Source organism: Chryseobacterium piscicola (genome assembly GCF_900156685.1).
In the GTDB taxonomy this organism is placed as follows: Bacteria; Bacteroidota; Bacteroidia; order Flavobacteriales; family Weeksellaceae; genus Chryseobacterium; species Chryseobacterium piscicola.
This window is the reverse complement of the sequence record NZ_FTOJ01000001.1, coordinates 576,531-597,840: the sequence shown is the minus strand read 5'-3', so window position 1 is coordinate 597,840 and position 21,310 is coordinate 576,531. Positions and strand designations below refer to the sequence as shown.

Annotated in this window: 22 protein-coding genes; 11 read left to right on the top strand and 11 right to left on the bottom strand. The window is 32.5% G+C overall.

Features of this window, described 5'->3' with window-relative positions:
* Positions 1-164: 164 nt before the first annotated feature.
* On the top strand, positions 165-1,901 hold the full coding sequence (locus BW939_RS02795; protein ID WP_076449562.1) for a tetratricopeptide repeat protein: 1,737 nt from the start codon (positions 165-167) through the stop codon (positions 1,899-1,901).
* Positions 1,902-1,903: 2 nt separating this feature from the next.
* On the opposite strand, the gene BW939_RS02790 is transcribed toward BW939_RS02795, so the two are convergent.
* The 6 genes from BW939_RS02790 to rpsL all read right to left on the bottom strand — a co-directional run bounded on the left by BW939_RS02790 (position 1,904) and on the right by rpsL (position 7,712).
* Positions 1,904-2,731: a GLPGLI family protein gene (locus BW939_RS02790; RefSeq protein WP_076449560.1), complete on the bottom strand. Its 828-nt coding sequence runs from the start codon at positions 2,729-2,731 to the stop codon at positions 1,904-1,906.
* Between the two features lie 108 nt (positions 2,732-2,839).
* Positions 2,840-3,652: a GLPGLI family protein gene (locus tag BW939_RS02785; protein WP_228417111.1), complete on the bottom strand. Its 813-nt coding sequence runs from the start codon at positions 3,650-3,652 to the stop codon at positions 2,840-2,842.
* Between the two features lie 699 nt (positions 3,653-4,351).
* Positions 4,352-4,657, bottom strand: coding sequence for a 30S ribosomal protein S10 (gene rpsJ / locus BW939_RS02780; protein WP_002661363.1), 306 nt, complete (start codon positions 4,655-4,657; stop codon positions 4,352-4,354).
* Positions 4,658-4,674: 17 nt separating this feature from the next.
* On the bottom strand, positions 4,675-6,792 hold the full coding sequence (gene fusA, locus BW939_RS02775; RefSeq protein ID WP_076449557.1) for an elongation factor G: 2,118 nt from the start codon (positions 6,790-6,792) through the stop codon (positions 4,675-4,677).
* 6 nt (positions 6,793-6,798) lie between these two features.
* On the bottom strand, positions 6,799-7,275 hold the full coding sequence (gene rpsG, locus BW939_RS02770) for a 30S ribosomal protein S7 (protein ID WP_028122161.1): 477 nt from the start codon (positions 7,273-7,275) through the stop codon (positions 6,799-6,801).
* A gap of 23 nt (positions 7,276-7,298) precedes the next feature.
* Positions 7,299-7,712 carry a 30S ribosomal protein S12 gene (rpsL, locus tag BW939_RS02765; protein ID WP_027383325.1) on the bottom strand — a complete coding sequence of 138 codons (414 nt, stop codon included), beginning with the start codon at positions 7,710-7,712 and terminating at the stop codon, positions 7,299-7,301.
* Positions 7,713-8,115: 403 nt separating this feature from the next.
* Here rpsL and BW939_RS02760 point away from each other — a divergent pair, with 403 nt between their 5' ends.
* The 3 genes from BW939_RS02760 (at position 8,116) to BW939_RS02750 (ending at position 10,409) form a co-directional block, all read left to right on the top strand.
* Positions 8,116-8,592, top strand: coding sequence for a Dps family protein (locus BW939_RS02760; protein WP_076449555.1), 477 nt, complete (start codon positions 8,116-8,118; stop codon positions 8,590-8,592).
* A gap of 107 nt (positions 8,593-8,699) precedes the next feature.
* Positions 8,700-9,869, top strand: coding sequence for a nicotinate phosphoribosyltransferase (pncB, locus tag BW939_RS02755; protein ID WP_076449554.1), 1,170 nt, complete (start codon positions 8,700-8,702; stop codon positions 9,867-9,869).
* A 12-nt stretch (positions 9,870-9,881) separates the two neighbouring features.
* A complete protein-coding gene (locus BW939_RS02750; protein ID WP_228417088.1) occupies positions 9,882-10,409 on the top strand; it encodes a YciI family protein in 528 nt (175 codons plus the stop codon).
* Between the two features lie 68 nt (positions 10,410-10,477).
* On the opposite strand, the gene BW939_RS02745 is transcribed toward BW939_RS02750, so the two are convergent.
* Together BW939_RS02745 and BW939_RS02740 are read right to left on the bottom strand one after the other, a co-directional pair.
* Positions 10,478-11,293, bottom strand: a complete 816-nt coding sequence (locus BW939_RS02745; protein ID WP_123891538.1) for a GLPGLI family protein — start codon at positions 11,291-11,293, stop codon at positions 10,478-10,480.
* The gene (locus BW939_RS02740) at positions 11,265-11,570 is read right to left on the bottom strand and encodes a hypothetical protein (protein WP_076449550.1); all 306 of its coding nucleotides are present in this window, start codon (positions 11,568-11,570) and stop codon (positions 11,265-11,267) included. The genes BW939_RS02745 and BW939_RS02740 overlap by 29 nt, the downstream gene beginning before the upstream one ends.
* Before the next feature lie 172 nt (positions 11,571-11,742).
* On the opposite strand from BW939_RS02740, the gene BW939_RS02735 reads away from it, so the two are divergent.
* The 4 genes from BW939_RS02735 to BW939_RS02720 all read left to right on the top strand — a co-directional run bounded on the left by BW939_RS02735 (position 11,743) and on the right by BW939_RS02720 (position 15,342).
* The gene (locus BW939_RS02735) at positions 11,743-12,096 is read left to right on the top strand and encodes a helix-turn-helix transcriptional regulator (RefSeq protein ID WP_076449548.1); all 354 of its coding nucleotides are present in this window, start codon (positions 11,743-11,745) and stop codon (positions 12,094-12,096) included.
* 57 nt (positions 12,097-12,153) lie between these two features.
* Complete coding sequence (locus tag BW939_RS02730; RefSeq protein ID WP_076449545.1) at positions 12,154-12,909, top strand: DUF5995 family protein; 756 nt, start codon at positions 12,154-12,156, stop codon at positions 12,907-12,909.
* Positions 12,910-13,021: 112 nt separating this feature from the next.
* Positions 13,022-14,515 (top strand): DNA recombination protein RmuC, encoded by a 1,494-nt coding sequence (gene rmuC, locus BW939_RS02725; RefSeq protein WP_076449543.1) that lies wholly within the window; start codon positions 13,022-13,024, stop codon positions 14,513-14,515.
* A gap of 59 nt (positions 14,516-14,574) precedes the next feature.
* Positions 14,575-15,342, top strand: a complete 768-nt coding sequence (locus tag BW939_RS02720; protein ID WP_076449541.1) for a TrmH family RNA methyltransferase — start codon at positions 14,575-14,577, stop codon at positions 15,340-15,342.
* A 73-nt stretch (positions 15,343-15,415) separates the two neighbouring features.
* Here the strand turns inward: BW939_RS02720 and BW939_RS02715 are convergent, their stop codons facing one another.
* A complete protein-coding gene (locus tag BW939_RS02715; RefSeq protein WP_076449539.1) occupies positions 15,416-15,646 on the bottom strand; it encodes a hypothetical protein in 231 nt (76 codons plus the stop codon).
* A 182-nt stretch (positions 15,647-15,828) separates the two neighbouring features.
* Here BW939_RS02715 and BW939_RS02710 point away from each other — a divergent pair, with 182 nt between their 5' ends.
* Positions 15,829-17,007: a hypothetical protein gene (locus tag BW939_RS02710; protein ID WP_076449537.1), complete on the top strand. Its 1,179-nt coding sequence runs from the start codon at positions 15,829-15,831 to the stop codon at positions 17,005-17,007.
* Positions 16,991-17,569 (top strand): hypothetical protein, encoded by a 579-nt coding sequence (locus BW939_RS02705; RefSeq protein WP_076449535.1) that lies wholly within the window; start codon positions 16,991-16,993, stop codon positions 17,567-17,569. The genes BW939_RS02710 and BW939_RS02705 overlap by 17 nt, the downstream gene beginning before the upstream one ends.
* On the opposite strand, the gene BW939_RS02700 is transcribed toward BW939_RS02705, so the two are convergent.
* A complete protein-coding gene (locus tag BW939_RS02700) occupies positions 17,521-18,093 on the bottom strand; it encodes a 5-formyltetrahydrofolate cyclo-ligase (protein ID WP_076449533.1) in 573 nt (190 codons plus the stop codon). The genes BW939_RS02705 and BW939_RS02700 overlap by 49 nt on opposite strands.
* 18 nt (positions 18,094-18,111) lie before the next feature.
* Positions 18,112-19,461: an oxygen-dependent tRNA uridine(34) hydroxylase TrhO gene (trhO, locus tag BW939_RS02695; RefSeq protein ID WP_076449531.1), complete on the bottom strand. Its 1,350-nt coding sequence runs from the start codon at positions 19,459-19,461 to the stop codon at positions 18,112-18,114.
* Positions 19,462-19,785: 324 nt separating this feature from the next.
* Between trhO and BW939_RS02690 the strand changes: the two genes are divergently transcribed.
* Positions 19,786-21,309 (top strand): trypsin-like peptidase domain-containing protein, encoded by a 1,524-nt coding sequence (locus tag BW939_RS02690; RefSeq protein ID WP_076449529.1) that lies wholly within the window; start codon positions 19,786-19,788, stop codon positions 21,307-21,309.
* Position 21,310: the final 1 nt, after the last annotated feature.

Genomic DNA, 21,310 nt, shown 5'->3' with positions numbered 1-21,310 from the left:
ATGTTATCCTCACTATCTTCGCAAGATTAACGGGTGGACAAATGGGTGGACATTTTACATCATATTCATTTTTAATAACTTACTAAACATAATAGCATGAGAGAAATTAAATACAAGATACCTCTTTAAATAAATTCTATGTCTACAAATCCTCATTTGAAGTTATGATAAAAATTATAAGTCTTCTTTTCTTCTGTTTCATGGGTGTATTTTCGGATGCCAAAATAAAATACTCAGAAGATTATTCTATATCAGATAAAAAAATCATTGAGCAGATTGCCGAAAATAAATCAGCCTTTCAAACAAAAAATTATAAGGATTTTAAAATATATCTAAATTCTGTAATTTCGAAAACCCACCTTTCGAATAAAAAAACAGAAATCGTTGTTAACAATGTATTTTCTGCACTGAAAAACGCTCAAGAAAAAGATCAGCTCAATGAGGGAAGTACATTACTCTTTCAAACCGCTCTTGAGATTTCAAAAAAAGAAAAAAGAGCCGACCTTGAAATTTGGGTTTCTCTTAATTATGCTTTTTATTTCTATACTTATCGCAAATACGAAAAGTGTTTTCCTCTTTTTATGTACTGCATTAAAGCTTTAGAAGAAGCCGATGGCTTTAGCATCATCCAAATTTGTGACACCTACAAAAAGATTGGCTACTTTCTTTCTACAACCAACGATTATGATAACGCAGAAGAATACCTAAAAAAAGCATATCAATATGCAAAACCGGAAAGCAGTGATATGGCAAGCATCCTGAATTCTCTCGGATTTTGCAGTCTTGCAAAAAACAATTTTACGGGTGCAGAAACTTACTTTAAGAAAACTTTAGAGATGGCGCAGAAAAGTGGTGATAACTTGCGCTACGCAAAAGCCTTGGGAAGTATAGCCGAATTAGAATTGAAGAGAAAAAATTTTGATAAAGCCATCACACTATTGCAAAGAGACATTGCTATTTCCAAAAAAAATAAAGGTGATCAAAATACGATGTATGCACTTACGCTTCTTAGCAAAGCATATTTAGAAAACGGCGATATATTTAACGCAGAAAAAAACCTTTATATTGCTAAAGATTACGCTACTGCGAAATCACATTTTAGAAGTTCAGAATATCAAATTAATGAAATGCTTCTGAAGATTGCCAAAATAAAAGGTGATGATAAGCATGAGCTATTAGCAAGACGAAGATTAGAAAAACTGAAAGATTCTCTGATGGATTTTGATGCCAAAGAAACCGTTTTACGTGTCGGTTGGGAGTTTCAGAAAAAACAACTTCAAATGAAAGTGGAAATGGATAAAAACAAGATTGAAAAAGAATCTTATCTAAAACTTTCTGCCATTATTGTTGCCTGTTTGTTGCTCATCATCATGCTCATCATTATACGATCTTACCGTCTCAAAATGAAAAGTAAAAAAGTTGAGTATGATAAAAAAGTCCTTACGCTGATGATTGACAAAATAAAATCTGAAAGTAAGCTCAACAATACCCACAAAACATTGCAATCTTACCAAATTTATCTTTCTGAGAAAAATAAACAGATTGAGGTGCTAGAAAAAGAAATGCAGCAAGTAAAAAACTCATCTTTCTCTATACTAGAAGAAAAATCAGGAGAACTTCAAAATTTGCTAGAATCTCACCTGATGACCGATGAAAACTGGAAAAACTTTAGAAATGCATTTATCCAAAAATACCCTTCCCATTATAAAGAACTCACAAATCAATTTCCGGATCTTACAGATTCTAATCTGAGGATCATCATTCTTACCAAACTCAACATGAATAATACTGAAATTTCAAGGCTTTTGGGTGTCACTATTGATGCCGTAAAAAAAGCGAAACACCGATTGAGAAAAAAGTACGAAAATGATTATGAACGTCTTTTTGAGCAGATTTTATAATATTATTTAACGGTATATTTTATAGCTTTATCAATCTCAATCGGATTGTTTTCTTTGAGCATCGTTTTTCTACTTTCATCAGACATTCCTTTTATTTGGTCTACACTTTTTATCTGTACTCCCATTACATAAAATGTATTTTCAGAATTAGTATTAGACTTAAATGATTCTGCAATATCCTGTAAAGGATTGTTATATAGTTCTAATTGTTTTTTAGCAATGATTTTTTCAGAAACAGGAATCGGTTTTTTCCCGATGAAACTATCAAGGAATTTAGCTTCATAGGTTTTAGGGAGTTTCATGCTTTTTGAGAGCTTAAAAATAAAGTTTTTCTTATCATCTTCAATCTCGAAAATTAATCCGGGAAGTCCTCTAAATTTATATGGACCTTCACTCAGATTTACATCTTTAGAAAACCAAGCAATCCAATTTCTTCCGCCGAAGGTTGTGGTTGCTTTTTGTAATTTGTATTGTCCGTCAACTTTTGTATCATTTAGAAGTTTCCAATTCATTTTATCTGTTGATTTTAAAGAGAATAAATCATTCAGCAAAATCAAAGAAGTATTTTCAAAAGAATCTTTTTTTCTAATAACCGCAGGAAGATGATCATCCCATCTGGACCTTCTCTGACCACGAATAATATTTAAAGAATCGGTTTCGGCGTAAGAATATGGATAAAATTTAACATCATCAGGATTGATGTCCAAAATCATATTTTCAGCAGCTAATTCTGTTGCTGTTGAATCTAATTTATAGTGAAACTGATAAATAAAACGATGCGTCTGTGCCGAAAAGAGTAAAGGGAATAGTAGCAGAATCAGTTTTTTCATTTCTAAATTTTAATAAAATTTATCAATACTATTTGAATTAACTGGGATTGTATTTTAATTAATTCAATTTAAATGAAAAATCCCTCTTCTTGCGAAAAGGGATCAGAGTTATTCTAACTCAAGAGAATTATAAGGAATAGACGGAATCTTTATTTGAGTACCATCAGGATTAAATGCAGTTCTCATATCGAACCCAGGATTATCAAAATAATTTTTTTGTAATATCCTGAATTTTTCCCTCGATAATTTTATTTTATTTTTATAATTCAACATATTAATTTCATTTTCATTTTTAACTATAGCAATAGCTTTAAAATGAAAATGTTCCTGACTATCAGAAATTTCTAAAATTAAACCAGGTAGACCATGAAACAAATCAGGACCATCGTTTAATGTAATATTTTGCGCAAACCAAGCTGTATATAATCTACCTCGGAAATAGGTTGTCGCTTTTTGGCATTGCTGTTCTAGAATCAATTTTGTTTCTTTTTCAATTTTCCAAACCAAGGTAGGAAGTAACTCATCATATTGATATCTCTTTCTATATTTATTTTCAACTATAATCAAATTTTTTGTGAAATTTTTTAAAATAATCCGGTCAGATTTTACCTTAATTTTCAAAAGCTGATTCAACTCATCACTTCCCACATTATCTTTTTTTTGATAGTCTTGCAATAGTGAATCTCGGTTTAATGTATTTGGATCAAAAAACTTTGAAATCTTTCCATTTGACTGTAAAAGAAGTGAAACATTATTTTTTTTACTCAAATCGGCAGTGTTTGGAGTAAATTCAACGTCATATATGACATTGTATTGAGCTTTTCCATATCGCTCAATCACAAAAGAGTCAATTTTCAATTTAGAATCATGAGGCAACAATACTGTTTGCGCGCGAAAAAAGAATAATACAAAAAGAAAGATGATAGAATATAATTTTACTTTTATATTTAGCCTATATTTTAATTAAATAATTATTATAAAAGATTTCCGTTCAAAAAAAAAGAGTTATTTTATACAACTCTCACTATTTTATTACAACTTTAAGAATATCCACCTTGGTATTCAAAACCAGTTACTCCACATTTTGCATAATTAAATATTGCTATATCTGAATATAACTCATCTATTGTACATCCAACATAACTTTCGTATGCCAAATAATATACTGCTCCACAAGGAGAAACTATTTGAACCCAATTATAAAAAACAGCTTTTGTCTTAACTCCCGTATCCCATTTGCTAAATCTTTCACTCTTTGATGTTTGTACTTTAGCATCCTAAGCGCTCATCAATCCCGCAACTCCCAAAGCTGCTACAAATAATAATTTTTCATAAATGTTAATTTTTTTTGTCTAACACTTCAAAATTAAAACTAATATTAAAACTAAAAGTATGCAAATTTTTTAGATAAAAAAGTGAATTATTATATTATGTTAAATCAAAATTATGAGATTTAAACAAATTCATGTTCTTTTAACTAAAATAGAGAAATAACAATGGATTATGACTAAACATTTTCAAAATACAATTGTTAAAATTTCTTAAAAATTAAATAAAAAAAATCCCTCTTCTTTCGAAAAGGGATTTATATTTAAGATGATAAGCCAAAAGGCTCAATTATCACACTTTAATTTCTACGTCTACACCTGAAGGAAGTTCTAATTTCATTAGAGCATCAACAGTTTTAGAAGAAGAAGAGTAGATATCCATCAATCTCTTGTGAGCTGATAATTGGAACTGCTCTCTTGCTTTCTTGTTTACGTGCGGAGATCTTAGTACTGTAAAGATTCTCTTATTTGTTGGCAATGGAATTGGTCCGTTTACAACAGCACCAGTAGCCTTTACCGTTTTTACGATTTTCTCAGCAGACTTGTCTACCAAGTTGTAATCGTAAGATTTTAGTTTTATTCTGATTCTTTGTGACATTTCTTTGATTTAAAAAATTAACCTTTTGCTTTAGCAATGATATCTTCAGCAACGTTTTGAGGAGTAGCCTGGTACTTCTCTAATTCCATAGAAGAGGTAGCTCTTCCTGATGAAAGTGTTCTTAGAGTCGTAACATATCCGAACATTTCAGATAATGGAACTGAACCTTTGATAACAACGGCACCGTTCTTTTCTTCTTGTCCACTGATAGTACCTCTTCTCTTGTTAAGGTCACCAATGATGTTACCCATATATTCTTCCGGAGTTACAACCTCCAATTTCATAATAGGCTCCATAATTACTGGCTTAGCAGCACGTCCCGCTTCTTTAAATCCTAATTTTGCAGCTAATTCAAAAGAAAGTGCATCAGAATCCACCGCGTGGAAAGATCCGTCTTTAAGAGTTACTTTAATACCTTCAACTTCGAAACCAGCCAAAGGACCGTTTTTCATTGCAGCTTTAAAGCCTTTTTCAATAGCAGGAACAAATTCTCTAGGAACGTTACCACCTTTGATTTCATTAACGAATTCTAAACCAATTTTACCTTCGTCAGCAGGTCCTAATTCAAATACGATATCCGCAAATTTACCTTTACCACCAGATTGTTTTTTGTAAACTTCTCTGTGCTGAGCAACTCTTGTAAGATTTTCTTTGTATTCTACCTGAGGCTGACCTTGGTTTACTTCAACTTTGAATTCTCTTCTCATACGATCTACAAGAATATCAAGGTGAAGTTCACCCATTCCTGAGATAATCGTTTGACCAGAAGCTTCATCAGTTTTAACCTGGAAAGTAGGATCTTCTTCAGCTAGTTTAGCTAGAGCGTTACCCATTTTATCCTGATCTGCTTTAGTTTTAGGTTCTACAGCGATACCAATTACCGGATCTGGGAAAACCATCGATTCTAGAACGATTGGGTTTTTCTCGTCACACATGGTATCACCAGTTTTGATAGATTTGAAACCTACCGCTGCACCAATATCTCCTGCTTCAATATATTCTACAGGATTTTGCTTGTTAGCGTGCATCTGATAGATTCTAGAGATTCTTTCTTTATCTCCTGAACGAGTGTTCAAGATATAAGAACCTGCATCTAGTCTTCCAGAGTAAGCTCTGAAGAATGCTAATCTTCCTACGAAAGGATCGGTAGCAATCTTAAATGCCAAAGCTGCGAAAGGCTCATCTACAGATGGTTTTCTTGTAATATCAAGATCTGTTCTTGGGTCTGTACCTTTGATATCATCTTTATCCAATGGAGAAGGCAAGTATTTACATACTGCATCCAACATGAACTGTACTCCTTTATTTTTGAATGAAGAACCACAAGTCATTGGGATAATAGATAAATCGATAGTAGCTTTTCTAAGAGCTTCGTTGATTTCGTCTTCTGAAATTGAATCTGGATCTTCGAAGAATTTCTCCATCAAAGTATCATCATAATCAGCAACTGCTTCAACTAATTTCTCTCTGTATTCCAAAACTTCCGCTTTCATGTCTTCAGGAATTGGCACTACTTCGAAAGTAGCTCCTTGTCCTGCTTCGTCCCAAACGATAGCTCTGTTTTTAATTAAATCAACTACACCTTTGAAATCTTCTTCAGCACCAATTGGTAAAACGATTGGAACAGCATTAGATCCTAACATTGTCTTAACCTGGTTTACCACGTTAAGGAAGTCAGCACCTTGACGGTCCATTTTGTTTACGAATCCCATTCTCGCTACTTTATAGTTGTCAGCAAGTCTCCAGTTTGTTTCAGACTGAGGCTCTACTCCATCTACTGCAGAGAAAAGGAATACCAAACCATCTAATACTCTCAAAGATCTGTTTACTTCTACTGTGAAGTCAACGTGTCCCGGTGTATCGATGATGTTGAAGTGGTAAGGTTGAGTTTCTGGTAATTTTTTACCTTGGTCTGTTGGGAAATTCCAAGAACAAGTAGTTGCAGCAGAAGTAATAGTGATACCTCTTTCTGCTTCCTGCTCCATCCAGTCCATTGTAGAAGCACCATCGTGAACCTCACCAATTTTGTGGTTTACACCAGTATAAAATAAGATTCTTTCTGTAGTGGTAGTTTTACCAGCATCAATGTGCGCAGCAATACCAATATTTCTTGTAAATTTAAGATCTCTACTCATTTCTAATTAGAATTTAAAGTGAGAGAAAGCTTTATTAGCTTCTGCCATCTTGTGAGTATCAGATTTTTTCTTGTATGCAGCACCTTCTTCTCTAGAAGCCGCTACAACTTCGTTAGCCAATTTCAAAGCCATTGACTTATCATTTCTCTTTTTAGAGTAAAGGATTAACCATTTCATTGCCATAGAAATTTTTCTATCTGCTCTGATTGGCATAGGAATCTGAAAGTTTGCTCCACCTACTCTTCTAGAACGTACTTCTACGTGAGGCATAACGTTAGTTAATGCATCTTTCCAGATTTCAAGGGCTGTCTTTTCAGTTTCTCCTTTTTTTGCTTCTACAAGGTCTAATGCGTCATAGAATATTTTGAATGCGATAGATTTTTTACCATCTAGCATCAAGTTGTTTACAAATCTAGTTACCAATTGATCATTAAACTTTGGATCTGGTAACAACGGTCTTTTTTTCGCTTTTGTCTTTCTCATTGTTTCTGTACCTTATTTAATGATTATTTTTTCTTTCCTTTAGCCGGTGCAGCTGCAGCTTGACCTGGCTTAGGTCTCTTAGCTCCATACTTAGATCTTCTTTGAGTTCTACCACTTACTCCAGCAGTATCCAACGCACCTCTTACGATGTGGTATCTTACTCCTGGTAAATCTTTTACTCTCCCCCCGCGTACCAATACTATCGAGTGCTCTTGAAGATTATGTCCTTCACCTGGGATATAGGCGTTAACTTCTTTACCGTTTGAAAGTCTTACCCTTGCAACTTTTCTAAGTGCAGAGTTTGGTTTCTTAGGTGTGGTAGTATATACTCTCGTACATACACCTCGTCTTTGTGGACAAGAATCAAGTGCAGCCGATTTACTCTTCTTGGTAAGTGCGACTCTTCCTTTTCTAACTAATTGTTGAATAGTAGGCATTTAATTGCTTTTATTTTAGTTTGCAAAAGTAGTGATAATTTTTTAATCTACAAACGGTTGAAATTAAAAATTTCTTTACTTAAAATTTAATTAACAGAAACTTACAAAATAAACCCCATGACTACTGCTACTTTTTTAATCCTTCAAATATCATGGATATATTTCTTCAGAAAAATAAGACAACCCTTATTAATAAAACGAATTGAAACTGTTGTTATCTCAAAACTTTAATTTTTGCATTAAAAAATGGCTTATCCGATTTATAACTAAAAGGTATATTGGACTTAGATAATTTCGCAAACCATCCCAAAAAATGTCTATTCATGTAAATCAACAATATTAATATTAACCAAAAATACTTATGGCATAATTTTTACAATGATTCAGTATAAATAATAAAATTATGAAAAACGCAAACATAATCGGCCTACAGGAATCCGATTGCCAAAACATATCAGAAAAATTAAATCTTCTTTTAGCCAACTATTCCGTGTTCTATCAAAACACAAGAGGCTCTCACTGGAACATCAAAGGCGAACAGTTCTTCACACTGCATCCTAAATTTGAAGAACTCTATAACAGCTTAGTTTTAAAAATCGACGAAATTGCAGAGAGGATCTTAACTCTTGGAGCAACTCCGGCTCATAATTACTCAGATTACCTTAAGGTTTCTACAATTAAAGAAAGTAAAGAAGTAAACGATGGTAATAAAAGCGTTGAAATCATTTTAAATTCTTTCAAAGTGGTGATTGATTTACAAAGAGAGCTTCTAGACATTACAGAGAAGGCCGGCGACGAAGGCACCAACTCGCAAATGAGCGACTATATTACTGAGCAGGAAAAAGAAGTTTGGATGTATAATTCTTATTTAGGAAAGTAAGAACAGAATAAGAAAATCATTACAATATTTAAAAAATCGTCTTAAATTTAGACGATTTTTATTTTGAATTAATTAAATTTGTGTTAAAAATACACAAAAGGAAAAATATGACTTTCAACTCTATTCTAGACAACGATTTTTATAAAATTACCATGCAAAATGCGGTGGTAAAACTCTTCCCATGTCAAACTGTAAAATACGAATTTATCAATCGCGGTAAACACCATTTCCCAGAAGGCTTTGATGATGCTTTAAGAGAAACTGTCAATAAAATGGCAGAACTCAAATTAACCAAAGATGAAAAAAAGTTTCTAGCCAAAACCTGCCCCTATTTAAATTTACCCTATCTGGATTTTCTAGAAGGCTACCATTATGATCCTTCTGAAGTGAAAATTGTACAGACAGGAAACGATTTATCAGTTACCGTTGAAGGACTTTGGTACCGAACGATACTTTGGGAAGTCCCATTATTGGCTTTAATAAGCGAGTTGCATTACGAAATGAATCATTTGGAAAGAGACTCTAACGAAGTTGTGATGAATAAAACCATTGAGAAAGCTGATTATTTAAACAAATTAGGCGTCAATTTCGCAGAATTCGGCACCAGAAGAAGACATTCTTATAAAGTTCAGAATCTCGTGATGGAAGCTTTGACTCAGAAAAAAAAATCTACATTCATCGGAAGCTCAAACGTGCATTTTGCAATGAAATACGGTGTAAAACCAATCGGCACGCATGCTCACGAATGGTTTATGTTTCACGGCGCAGAGTTTGGATTTAAAGTAGCAAACGAATTGGCTTTAGAACATTGGGTAGACGTGTACAGAGGAGATTTGGGAGTAGCGCTTTCAGACACTTACACAACAGATGTTTTCTTCCAGCAGTTTGATAAAAAATTTGCTAAACTTTTTGACGGAGTACGTCACGACAGCGGCGACCCTCTGGATTTCGCAGATAAAACCATCGCACATTACACCTCTCATGGAATTAATCCCTTATTTAAATACATCATCTTTTCTGATGCCTTGAATCTTGAAAAAGTAGAAGAAATTACCAATTACTGCAAAGGAAAAATAGGCGTTTCTTTCGGAATCGGAACCAATCTGACCAACGATGTAGGTTTAAAACCAATGAATATCGTAATGAAATTAATTGGCGTACAAGCTTTAAACAAAGAATGGATTCCCACTGTGAAACTCTCCGACGAACACGGAAAATACACCGGCGATCCGAAAATGATTGAACTGGCGAAAGAGTTTTTAAGAATTAAAGATTAACCAAAATATACAATGATGAAAAAACTAATTGCCTTAATTTTAATCTCATCAACTTTAATGTCTTGTGTTATTTACATGAAAGGAGAAGACGGAAAACCTGGTGAAGATGGAAAACCCGGACAAAACGGTTCGGTTGCAGAAAAAACCTCTAGTTTTAATCAAAAACTAGCAGATTCATTAGGAGCAGACAAGTACGGAATGAAACCTTATGTCATTGTAATGCTCACAACAGGTTCCGCAAAAATTGATGATAAAACAAAAATAGGAGACCTGATGAAAGGGCACATGAGCAATATCGGAAGATTAGCCAAAGAAGGAAAAATAGTAGTTGCAGGACCTTTTTCAGGAAAAAACCAACGAGACTACCGTGGAATGTTTATTTTCAATACAAAATCTAAAGAAGAAGCAGAGTCTTGGGTAAAAACAGACCCCGCAGTTTCGGCTGGAGTTTTCAATTATGAAATTCTCCCTTGGTATGGCTCTGCTGCACTACCTCTTTACTTAAAGCATCATGATGAGATTGCAAAAGAGAATCCTTAAATAAAAAGACCTCACAAATTTTGCAAGGTCTGTATTTTGAACGTATATAACAATAACATTGATAAATATCAATATTCAAAATCCTTTTCTATATGATATTTGTTTTTATTTCTTTCAATACTATTTTTTTTGATTCTATCTCTTGACTCTTGAGTAAAAATCTTCGTAAGTTGAGGCGCAGGATTGTTAATATAAGTATCAACCACATCAAGACATTTATCTTTGCTAGTAATCAAAAACATTTTATAATTATAATTAAAAACTGAATTACTATTTTTAATTTTTATAAGTTTAAAACTAAATATCTTCTCAGCATCATATATCTCAAAAATAAGTCCAGGCAAGTTTTTAAATTTATACGGCCCCTCATTAATAGAATACTCTTTGCTATACCACGCATGCCATTTCCTCCCTCCAAATACTATTTCAGCAGAATTTAAAACAATATTATTAACAAGTTTAGTGTCATTTAACAATTTCCAATCAAGAGGAGCTTTTTCGTTATATCCTATAGGACTATGTGGAATATGCATATATAATGACACTTGATTATCTGGATATTTATAAAGTACAGTTTCTTCAAAAGAATAAAGTGAAATATTATTAGAAGTTCCAAAACCTTTTGTCATTTTCAAATTCTCTCGAATTGAATCGTTCTCAATCTTCCTTTTTGAAATAAAAATTGAGTGATCTTCATTAACAAAAAGCTTAAAAATTTCGTGAACTTTTGAAGAATCAATTTTAGTACTCTTCCTACTTAAAAGGTAATCTACCTCAAATGTTTTTACATCTTGACACAACGAGCTTACATAAATACATAAGCTCATTATAAGTGTCAATAAATTCTTCGCAACATTAATTCCAGCCATTGAACCAATAATCAATCATTTTAAAAATATCATCCATAGTATAAATACTTGTATCAACTTCGTAAGATTCACATCCCAAGTCATCACAGAAAGTCATCAAGAAAGTTTTTGTTTTCAACATTTCAAAATCTTTGCTTAACTTGAAATCAACGTAATTGATCTCATTTTGATTTTCCACGTAACTTTTGACTGTTACATTTTCTTTTAATACGTCTAACTCTTTTGGTGTAGTGTTTTTACCAAATACCAATCCCGCAACAGCAATTGTTGCAACTAAAAATAATTTTTTCATGTAAATATAATTTATTTGTTTACAATGACAAAACTACTAATGAGCATTGTATTAAGATGAAAAACAACTTGCAATTTTATTGCATATTTATTGTACATTTTCAATACAATTTTATACTTTTTTTTGCATATTTGTAAATTACTTACTTAACAATCTTAAAGACAACAACACTATGATTAAAGAAAAACTTCAGAGTACAAGAACAAGAAAAGGATTTACACAAGCACAGTTAGCAGAAGTAATACACACAACTACTCCAAATTATTGCAGAAAAGAAAAAGGAGAAGTAAAAATAAGTCGAGATGAATGGAAAAAATTAGCTGATTTTTTAGAAGTTTTTTTTGAAGACATTTATGAAGAAGATGATGCTAAAGTAAACATAAATACTGAAAACCAAACGGGCGATAATATAGGAAATTATTACAATTATAGTATTCATCAAGAGATGCTGAAGCATATAATGGATTATGTCAATCTACTGAAGGTTGAAAACGATAAATTAAAAGAAAAAATAACTACCCCATAAATTTCACCTCGCAACACTGCGAGGTTTTTTCTTATCTTTATTTAAAACTAAACTACCATGAAAACCATCGAAGAAGTTCTGAAAAAATTAGACGACATCATCATCTGGAGCAAAGAAAACAAAAGCACAATCGGTTATTTTGCGTGTACCTACAGAATTATGACCGCTCAGGTTTTGAAGGGAATTCAGCAGAAAAAATTTGAAGACAACCCCAGAATGATTCTGCTCGACATCGCTTTTGCAACAAGATATTTAGATGCCTGGGAAAATTATTCGAAAGGAAAAAAATGCACCAATGCATGGTTTCTAGCTTTTGAAGCCACCAAAAATAAAGATCTTCTGATTCTTCAGCATATTTTCCTAGGAATGAACGCTCACATCAATCTAGATTTGGGAATTTCTGCGGCATCCATTATGCCTTACAGGAAAATCAATCCTTTGAAAAAAGACTTTGAAAATATTAATACCGTCATTTCATCCATCAATCAAAAAGTTCAGGATTCTTTAAATAAAATCTGCTATCCAGTAAATCTTATCGACAAACTTTCTAATGGAAAAGACAATGTAATTTTAGATTTTGCTATCTCTAAAGCGCGAGAAACTTCTTGGGCAACTGCAGTCATTGCTTCAAACACACCAAATTTCATGAAAGAATCTGTAACCAATATCGTAGATTATGCCGCAGCGAAAGTTGCATCACAAATTTTGAATCCTAAATTACTTTCTTCTACATTAGCTAAAGAATTAAAGAAATGCGAAAGCAGTGATGTGGTGAAAAATATTGAGATTTTAGAGAAAACAAAAACCACTTAACAAAAAATCATCTTTTAAAATATTCTACTTAAACCTCAGAGGTTTTGAGAACATGTGAGGTTTGTGGAAAACAAAATCAAATACATTATTTTCCGTTTCGTAATTTTGAAGAATGGAAATCACTTATTTGATCATTGGCTGTTTAATTGGAGGAATTTTAGGTTCACTTATCATTTATTTTTATTTGAAATCTTCTATGGTATCAAGAAGTTCTTATGATGAACTGAATTATTTGAATATAAAATCCAAAGCAGACGCAGAAAATTCAAATCTAAAAATTCAGGAATTAGAGAATAGTTTAAAAAAAGAAAAAGAATTAAATCTTCAACAATCTGATTTATTAAATGATTTAAAAAATGAATTTTCTAAAATTTCTGCAGAAAACACCTATTTGCGAACCCAGTTTGATGATCAAAAGTTTTTAAACCAAAAGCAAAACACTCAAATTGAATCTATTTTAACTGAAAAACAACATTTATTTGCCAAAAACTCTGAACTATTGGCACAAAATGAAGCATTACAACAATCTTTAGAAACGCAAAAATCTGAAATTGAAAAAATTCAAGACGAAGGAAAGCTGCATTTTGAAAACTTAGCTAACAAAATTTTAGAGGAAAAAACAGAAAAATTCACTGCAATTAATCAAAACAATCTTAAAAATATACTTGAACCGTTTCAGGAAAAAATCAATGACTTAAAAAATAAAGTCAATGAAGCTTATGAAAAAGAAAATAAAGAACGTTTTTCTCTTGGCGAAAGAGTAAAAGAACTCGCTTTACTTAATCAGCAAATATCTGAAGATGCAAAAAAACTAACCCAAGCCCTCAAAGGTGAAAGTAAAACCCAAGGAAATTGGGGAGAAATGATACTGGAAAGTATTTTGGAAAAATCTGGTTTAGTAAAAGGTAGAGAATATTTTTTGGAACATGAGCTTCGAGATGAAGACAACAAAGCCCTGTTTTCAGAATTCTCAGGTAAAAAAATGCGTCCGGATGCAGTTATAAAATATCCAGATGAAAGAAACGTAATTATTGATTCTAAAGTTTCGCTCACTGCATTTACCGAATTAGTTGACGAAACAGATTCTGAGATCTATAAAATTAAAGTAAACCAACATTTATCTTCCATTAAAAATCACATCAATCAATTGAGCCAGAAAGCGTATGATGATTACGAAAAATCTTTGGATTTTGTGATGATGTTTATCCCAAGCGAACCAGCCTATATCGCCGCAATGCAGACAGACCAGAATCTCTGGAACTATGCGTACGAAAGACGAATTTTGTTATTGAATCCCAGCAATTTAATCACGTCCTTAAAACTGATTGCTGACCTTTGGAAACGTGAATACCAGAATAGAAACTCTATGGAAATTGCAGAGCGTGGTGCAAAATTATATGATAAATTTGCAGGTTTTGTAGAAAATCTAGAAAAAGTAGGGAAAAATCTGGATCAAGCAAAAACTGTTTACAACGATGCTTACAAACAATTATCTACAGGAAACGACAATTTGATATCGCAAACACTAAAATTAAAATCTTTAGGAATCAAAAACAAAAAAGAGCTTCCACAGAGCTTAAGAAATGGTATAAATGATGATTTATGAGTGATAAATGGTTTATAAAAATTATTTTTGCAATAATTACCATTTATCAACTATCCATTATGATCATTGAGAGTTTCCAAAACGAAAAGATAAAATACGTCACTAAACTTCTTACAGACAATCGTTTTCGCAAGAAATCTAATGTTTTTGTAGTGGAAGGACAACAAGAAAATGAAAGATCGCTTCAATATGATTTTGAAGCGGTGGAATTTTACATTTGTGAAAACATTTTCAAAGGACAACTTCCCCAACAGAAAATAAATTTTGTCTCTGAAAAAATTTATGAAAAAATCGCATACAGAGGAAGTTCAGAAGGAATTATTGGCATTTTTAAAAGCAGGGAGCTTTCATTACATGATTTTAAACCAAAAGACAACTCAACGGTAATCATTGTTGAAGGTGTTGAAAAACCCGGAAATTTGGGAGCAATTCTAAGAAGTTGTGAAGCTTTCGGAATTGATGCATTAATTGTAGCTGATGGTAAAACAGATTTTTACAATCCCAATGTTATCCGATCGAGTGTTGGCTGCCTTTTCGGAATGGACATTTTCCAGGCTGAGAATGATGAAGTTTTTTCATTTTTAGAAAAATATAATTTCAACATTTATACAACGATAATGGATGAGACATCTGAAGATCTTTTTAAGAGAGATTTCACCCATCGTTCTGCAGTTTTATTTGGAACAGAACACTCCGGACTGAGTGATTTTTGGTCTGGCAGAGGCTTAAATACATTAATTCCTATGAGTGGTACTATTGACTCTCTAAATTTGAGTAATGCTGTTGCCATCACTTGTTATGAGGCATTGAGACAAAAAAAATCATAATTAAAATATATAAACATATAAAAAAACCGTTTCGCTTAGCGAAACGGTTCTTTTATCTTTCAATCGTAACTGATTAGTGAGCAGCTGGAGCAGCAACTTTAGCAGTAGAATCGATTGCTTTAGTAGCAGAATCAGCAACTTTAGTGATTGAATCTTTAGCAGCACCTGCAGTAGAATCAATTTTTTCCATAGCTGAATCAGCTTTTTTGTCTAAAGAATCAGAAGTACCGTTAGTAGCTTCACCTTTCTTACATGCAACTAATGAGATAGCAGCGATAGCAGCTACGAATAATGACTTTTTCATAATAAATTAAATTTAATTTGTTAATATTGTTTTTTAAAATCTCTTTTCTGTTCCGTTATTTGAACAAGACAAAGGTAGAGCAGATATAATTTTTGCATGAGAAAAATAATTGTAATAACTTTGTAAAACAGTTTTACAATTAAATATAATTGAAAATCAATACTTTAAATATAATTTAAAAATTGACAGATATAGATCTATTACATTTTGAGCAACTCAAAAAGGCAGTACAAGCTCAATATATTACAGAACACACCCCTTCATTTGATGATATATCAAAATGGAAAGGTATAGATATCATCTATTTCCAAGAAGATTTGCGAAAAAAAGCAAAAGGAAACATTAGCGAAAAATCTTTTTATACTTATTTCAAAACTTCACCGGTAAATAAATTACCTAGAATTGATATGCTTAATTTACTGAGTATTTATGCAGGTTTCAACTCTTGGTACGACTTTAAAAAACAACATCTTTTTGCTGGAGAATTATTAAAAGATGATGAAGAAATTAACGATGACAACTTAAAGGAACTAGAAAAAACCGTTTCTGCATCAATTAATCTTCCCGAAAACGAAGAAAAAAGACATATTGAAGAGATAAGCGAGACTATTTCGAGTGTTTTACAAAAATCCGATACTGAAAATCAAATAGTTGAAGGTAATACACAAAAAACAAGCGCAGATAAAAAAGCAATTATTTCTCAGCCTAAAAAAGGGCAACAAAGAGCCGTTTGGATTGCTGTTTGCTCAGTTTTCGTGGTTTTACTTGGTCTTTTCGGATTTAAGGATGAAATTTTTAAACCCACTTATCAATACTGTTTTAAAGATGCTGATCGAAATTTGGATGTACAGAGTATAATTGAGATAAAAGTTATCAAAGAAAATGAATCTCCTCTTTTCTTCCGTATCAAACCAGGAGAATGCTTTAGATATGAGACTAAAGATAAAAATCTTAAAATGCAAATTACATCGACGATGTACGAGAATCTCGAAATCAACAGAAATTTAGAAAATGCATCGGAAGAAGAAATAATAGCGCTGAAGCCAGATGATTACAAAATGGCAGTGTATTATTTCTCCACTAAAGACACCAACGGTGGTACTCCCGAGCAGCAACTTAATTTAATGAAGCAAAAAAGAAAACAGCTTGAAAACTATATTAGTAATTCTGCCGTAATCACTCAAGTTTATGATAGTGATATTTATGGCTTAGAATATTTAGATAAAGATGATTACATCACTTTGGTAACCACGCCCACCACTTCCCTAAAAAACCTCAATGTTATCGAAATGAAAAAAGATAATAGCGGAAAAATAATATCTATCAAATTTAAAATCTCAAACAATGAAAATAATAAGTAACTTTTTGTTTTTGACGATAGTTCTGAGCATTACTATGATTGCCTGCAACAAAAAAGAAGAAACAAACACGATAAGCGATTTAGATCTGCTAAGAAATACCGAAAACATCAGTGTGAAAATGGATAGCACACAGGCAATCAATGCTATAACGATGCAAAAAGTTCAGGATGTACTAGATTTATCAACACTTTATCTCTCTGGAAACAAAAAAACCGAAATTGATCAAGCCATCTATACTAAAATAGAAAAATACTTCCAAAAATCTGACTCTACAACTTTCAATAGCTTATTTAAAGAACTGGAAAGCTTACAAGTGAAAAAAATAAAAGTGAGCAATATTAATATTTTCAAAAAAATAAAAAAGCAGGATACTTTAGATTTTGCCACATTTAATGTTGAATACTTGGATTCTAAAAACAAATCTATAGGAAAATTTGAAAGAAATGCCCAGTATACATTGGTTTCTAAACCTGACCAGAAGAATAAAGAGTTTAAATTTTATTTTGTGCAATTCTACAGCCCTTTGGAAAAAGACAGTACATCTGTGGGCGTTACAAGATAATCTAAAGGAATATCCTTTACCCAAACATCATCAATCATAAGATTGGGGTTAAAATAATTAACTCCGATTTTTTTTGACTCTTTTGAAATATTTTCAAAAAAAGTATCATAAAATCCTTTACCATAACCTACTCTATTTCCGTTTTTATCGCAATATAAAAGCGGTGTTATGACAAAATCGAAATCTAACACCTCTGAATTTTTATTTGAAATTGGTTCAGACAGCCCCCATTTGTTAATTGAAAATTTAGTTTCAGAAAAAATTTCTACTGAAATCATCTTTGCATCAATAATTTTAGGAACAAAAACACGGATGTTTCGACTTAAGAAATAATTTATAAAAATTTGGGTTCTTATTTCATTAAACTTTTCAAGTGCAATAAATATGTGAACCTTATGCCCCACAGTTGGCTCAAAATAATCTATAAATTTTTCAAATATTTTCTCAGACAATAAGAAAACCTCATCATTTGACAAGGCTTTTCTTTTTTGTAAATATAATTTTCTAAATTCTGCTTTTAACATGAATTGCTTTTTTTTAAACTACAAAATTTTATATAATTTATCCGAAAGACGAATTCGGAAAGGCAATACAAAAGTAATTTGATCTTTAGATTTTGCAATATCTACAGACTTCCCATCAACAAAAATTTCTTTTATTGTAAATTCTTGCTCACCTGTTGTAGGTCCTAAAATTAAAACCTTATCACCTACTGATAGCTCTTTTTCTAATAAAAATTGAGCAATTTTTGATTTCGTGTAGTAATGCTCAGCTTTACCAATTAAAGTTTTTTTAACCGCAATTTTTTGACGAATACCTTTAGGTTCTACTTTTGCCAAAGGTTTTTCTGGTAATTGACCTGAGTTTTTAAACGTCAAAGCGTCAGATTTTCCTTTTCTGAATACTTTATTTCCTACTTTCGCACCTTTTCTTAATCTCAATTGTTCTGCTGCAGGCAAATGTGTAATTTCCAAACATTCGGAAGAACAGCAGTTTTGCATCGCAGACTTACATTCATCACATTGAATAAATAATAAATGGCATGCATCATTTGCACAGTTGGTGTGGTTATCACAAGGCTTTCCGCATTGGTGGCATTGCGAAATGATATCGTCTGTAATTCTTTCGCCTAAGCGATGGTCAAACACAAAATTTTTACCTATAAATTTACTTTTTACATTCTCTTCCTTTATTTGTCTTGTATATTCTATAATTCCGCCTTCCAACTGGAAAACATTTTTAAAACCTTGATGCTTGAAGTAGGCACTCGCCTTTTCACAACGAATTCCGCCAGTACAATACATCAATAGGTTTTTATCTTCTTTGAAATCTTGAAGTTGATCATTAATAATAGGTAGACTTTCTCTGAAGTTTTCAACGTCTGGTGTAATTGCACCTTCAAAATGCCCAACTTCACTTTCATAATGATTTCTAAAATCTACAACAATTGTATTTGGATCCTCCAACATATCGTTGAATTCCTGAGCTTTTAAATGAACTCCTTTATTCGTAACATCAAAAGTATCGTCATTTAACCCATCAGCAACGATTTTATTTCTAACTTTAATTGTGAGTTTTAAAAAAGAGTGATTATCTTGTTCTACAGCAACATTTAACCGAATTCCTTTCATAAAGTCGTACACCTCAAGCGTTTCCCGAAATTCTTCAAATTGATCTGCAGGAACACTCATTTGAGCATTTATTCCTTCTTGGGCAACATAAATACGGCCAAGCGCATCGAGTGCATTCCAAGCTATAAATAAATCATCGCGAAATTTTTTGGGATCTTTAATTTTTGCATACGCATAGAAAGACAATGTAAGACGTTCCTTACCAGCTTCATCAATAAGCTGAGCTCTTTCTTCTGCGCTTAATGTGTTGTACAGTTGCATGCTATAAACGTTTTAAGTGAGAAATTTTTTGCAAAGATAAACATTTTTAAAAACTGTTGACAAGTGTAGAAAATCTGTCAAAATATCAACCCTGTCCTTTAACTTTTTGTCTTTTTCCACCATCTAAATATGACAAATTGTCTTTAATAAAATTTTAAGTTTTGTTAATCATGCAGAATAATTACCACTTAAACTATAAAATGGTATAATTCTCGTTAAATTTTAGTTAAAGATGAAACACTTAAGATAATTTACATACCTATTTAGCATTAAATTTGTTTATCTAAAAATAAATTGTTACTAATAAATCAAAGAATATATACGATGAAGAATACTTTAAAAAAACTATTACCGTTTGCAATGGTTGGCGTTATCTCTGGAGCTACAACAGTAGGCGTGCAGCATTACTTTAATGATGGCAATGCGGCAAATGATCAATCTTACTTTACAAAATCTGGTAACACCTCATTTGTAGGAATGAATACTGCTGCAGTGGGAGATGATTTTACGAAAGCCGCTAAAACAACTGTTCCTGCTGTAGTTACAATAAAAAACTATCAAAATAAAACTACTAGCAGAGCCTCCGAACAAGACATGTGGGATTTCTTTTTTGGAGACCCAATGGGTGGAAGAAACCAACGCGGACAAAAACAACAAGCGCCCGAAAACATGCCATCAGGAATGGGATCTGGTGTAATTATCTCGCCAGACGGTTATATCATTTCTAATAACCACGTGGTAGCAGGAGCCAATAAAATTGAGGTTGTTCTTAGCAACAAAAAATCTTACATCGCAACATTAGTGGGAACCGATCCCAACACAGATATTTCTTTATTGAAAATTGAAGAAAAAGGATTGCCATTTTTAAATTTCGCGAACTCGGATAATATTGAAGTTGGACAATGGGTATTGGCTGTTGGAAATCCTTTGGGTTTAAATTCTACAGTTACTGCTGGTATTGTATCTGCGAAAGGAAGAGGAATAGGAATTTTGGGATCACAAGGAAAAGCGAGCAACCCGATTGAAAGCTTTATTCAAACTGATGCAGCAATTAATCCAGGAAACTCGGGAGGTGCTTTGGTAAATGCAGTGGGAGAATTAATAGGAATTAACTCTGCTATTCAGTCGACTACAGGATATTACCAAGGTTATGGCTTTGCTGTTCCTTCTAATCTTGCTAGAAAAATAGTAGAAGACATTAAGAAATTTGGGATTGTACAAAGAGGCTTCTTGGGTGTAATGACCGTAGACCTTTCTAATGATCAATTGGTAGCAGCTTACAACAAAGATAAAAAAACCAACATCAAATCCGGAAACGGAATGTACGTTACAGGATTCTCCGAAAAAAGTGGCGCTGAAGATAGCGGTATTAAAATTGGCGATATTATCACAAAGATAGATAGTTATGCAATTACTGATTTTGCAGATCTTTCTGCAGCAGTAGGAAGCAAAAGACCAGGAGACAAAGTGCTGGTAACTTATAGAAGAAATGGCATAGAAGGAACCACTACGGTTACTCTAAAAGATCAAAAAGGAGGAACTTCTGCTAGAACAAAAGCAGACCTCAGCGTGACTGAAAAAATAGGTTCAGATTTTGCTGAATTGGATGACCGTTTTAAAACAGATTATGGTTTAACGAGCGGTGTTGTTGCAAGAGGAGTTCAAGAAGGTGGAGAAATGGCGAAAATAGGCGTCGTTGATAACTACATCATCATAGAAATTAACGGAAAACCTGTAAACTCTCAGGCTGACGTTGAAAAAATTCTCAACAAATACTCTGGAAACGTACAAGTGAAATTTGTAGACGACTATGGTAGGATTTATACAAAAGGATTTAAAATGCCTTAAT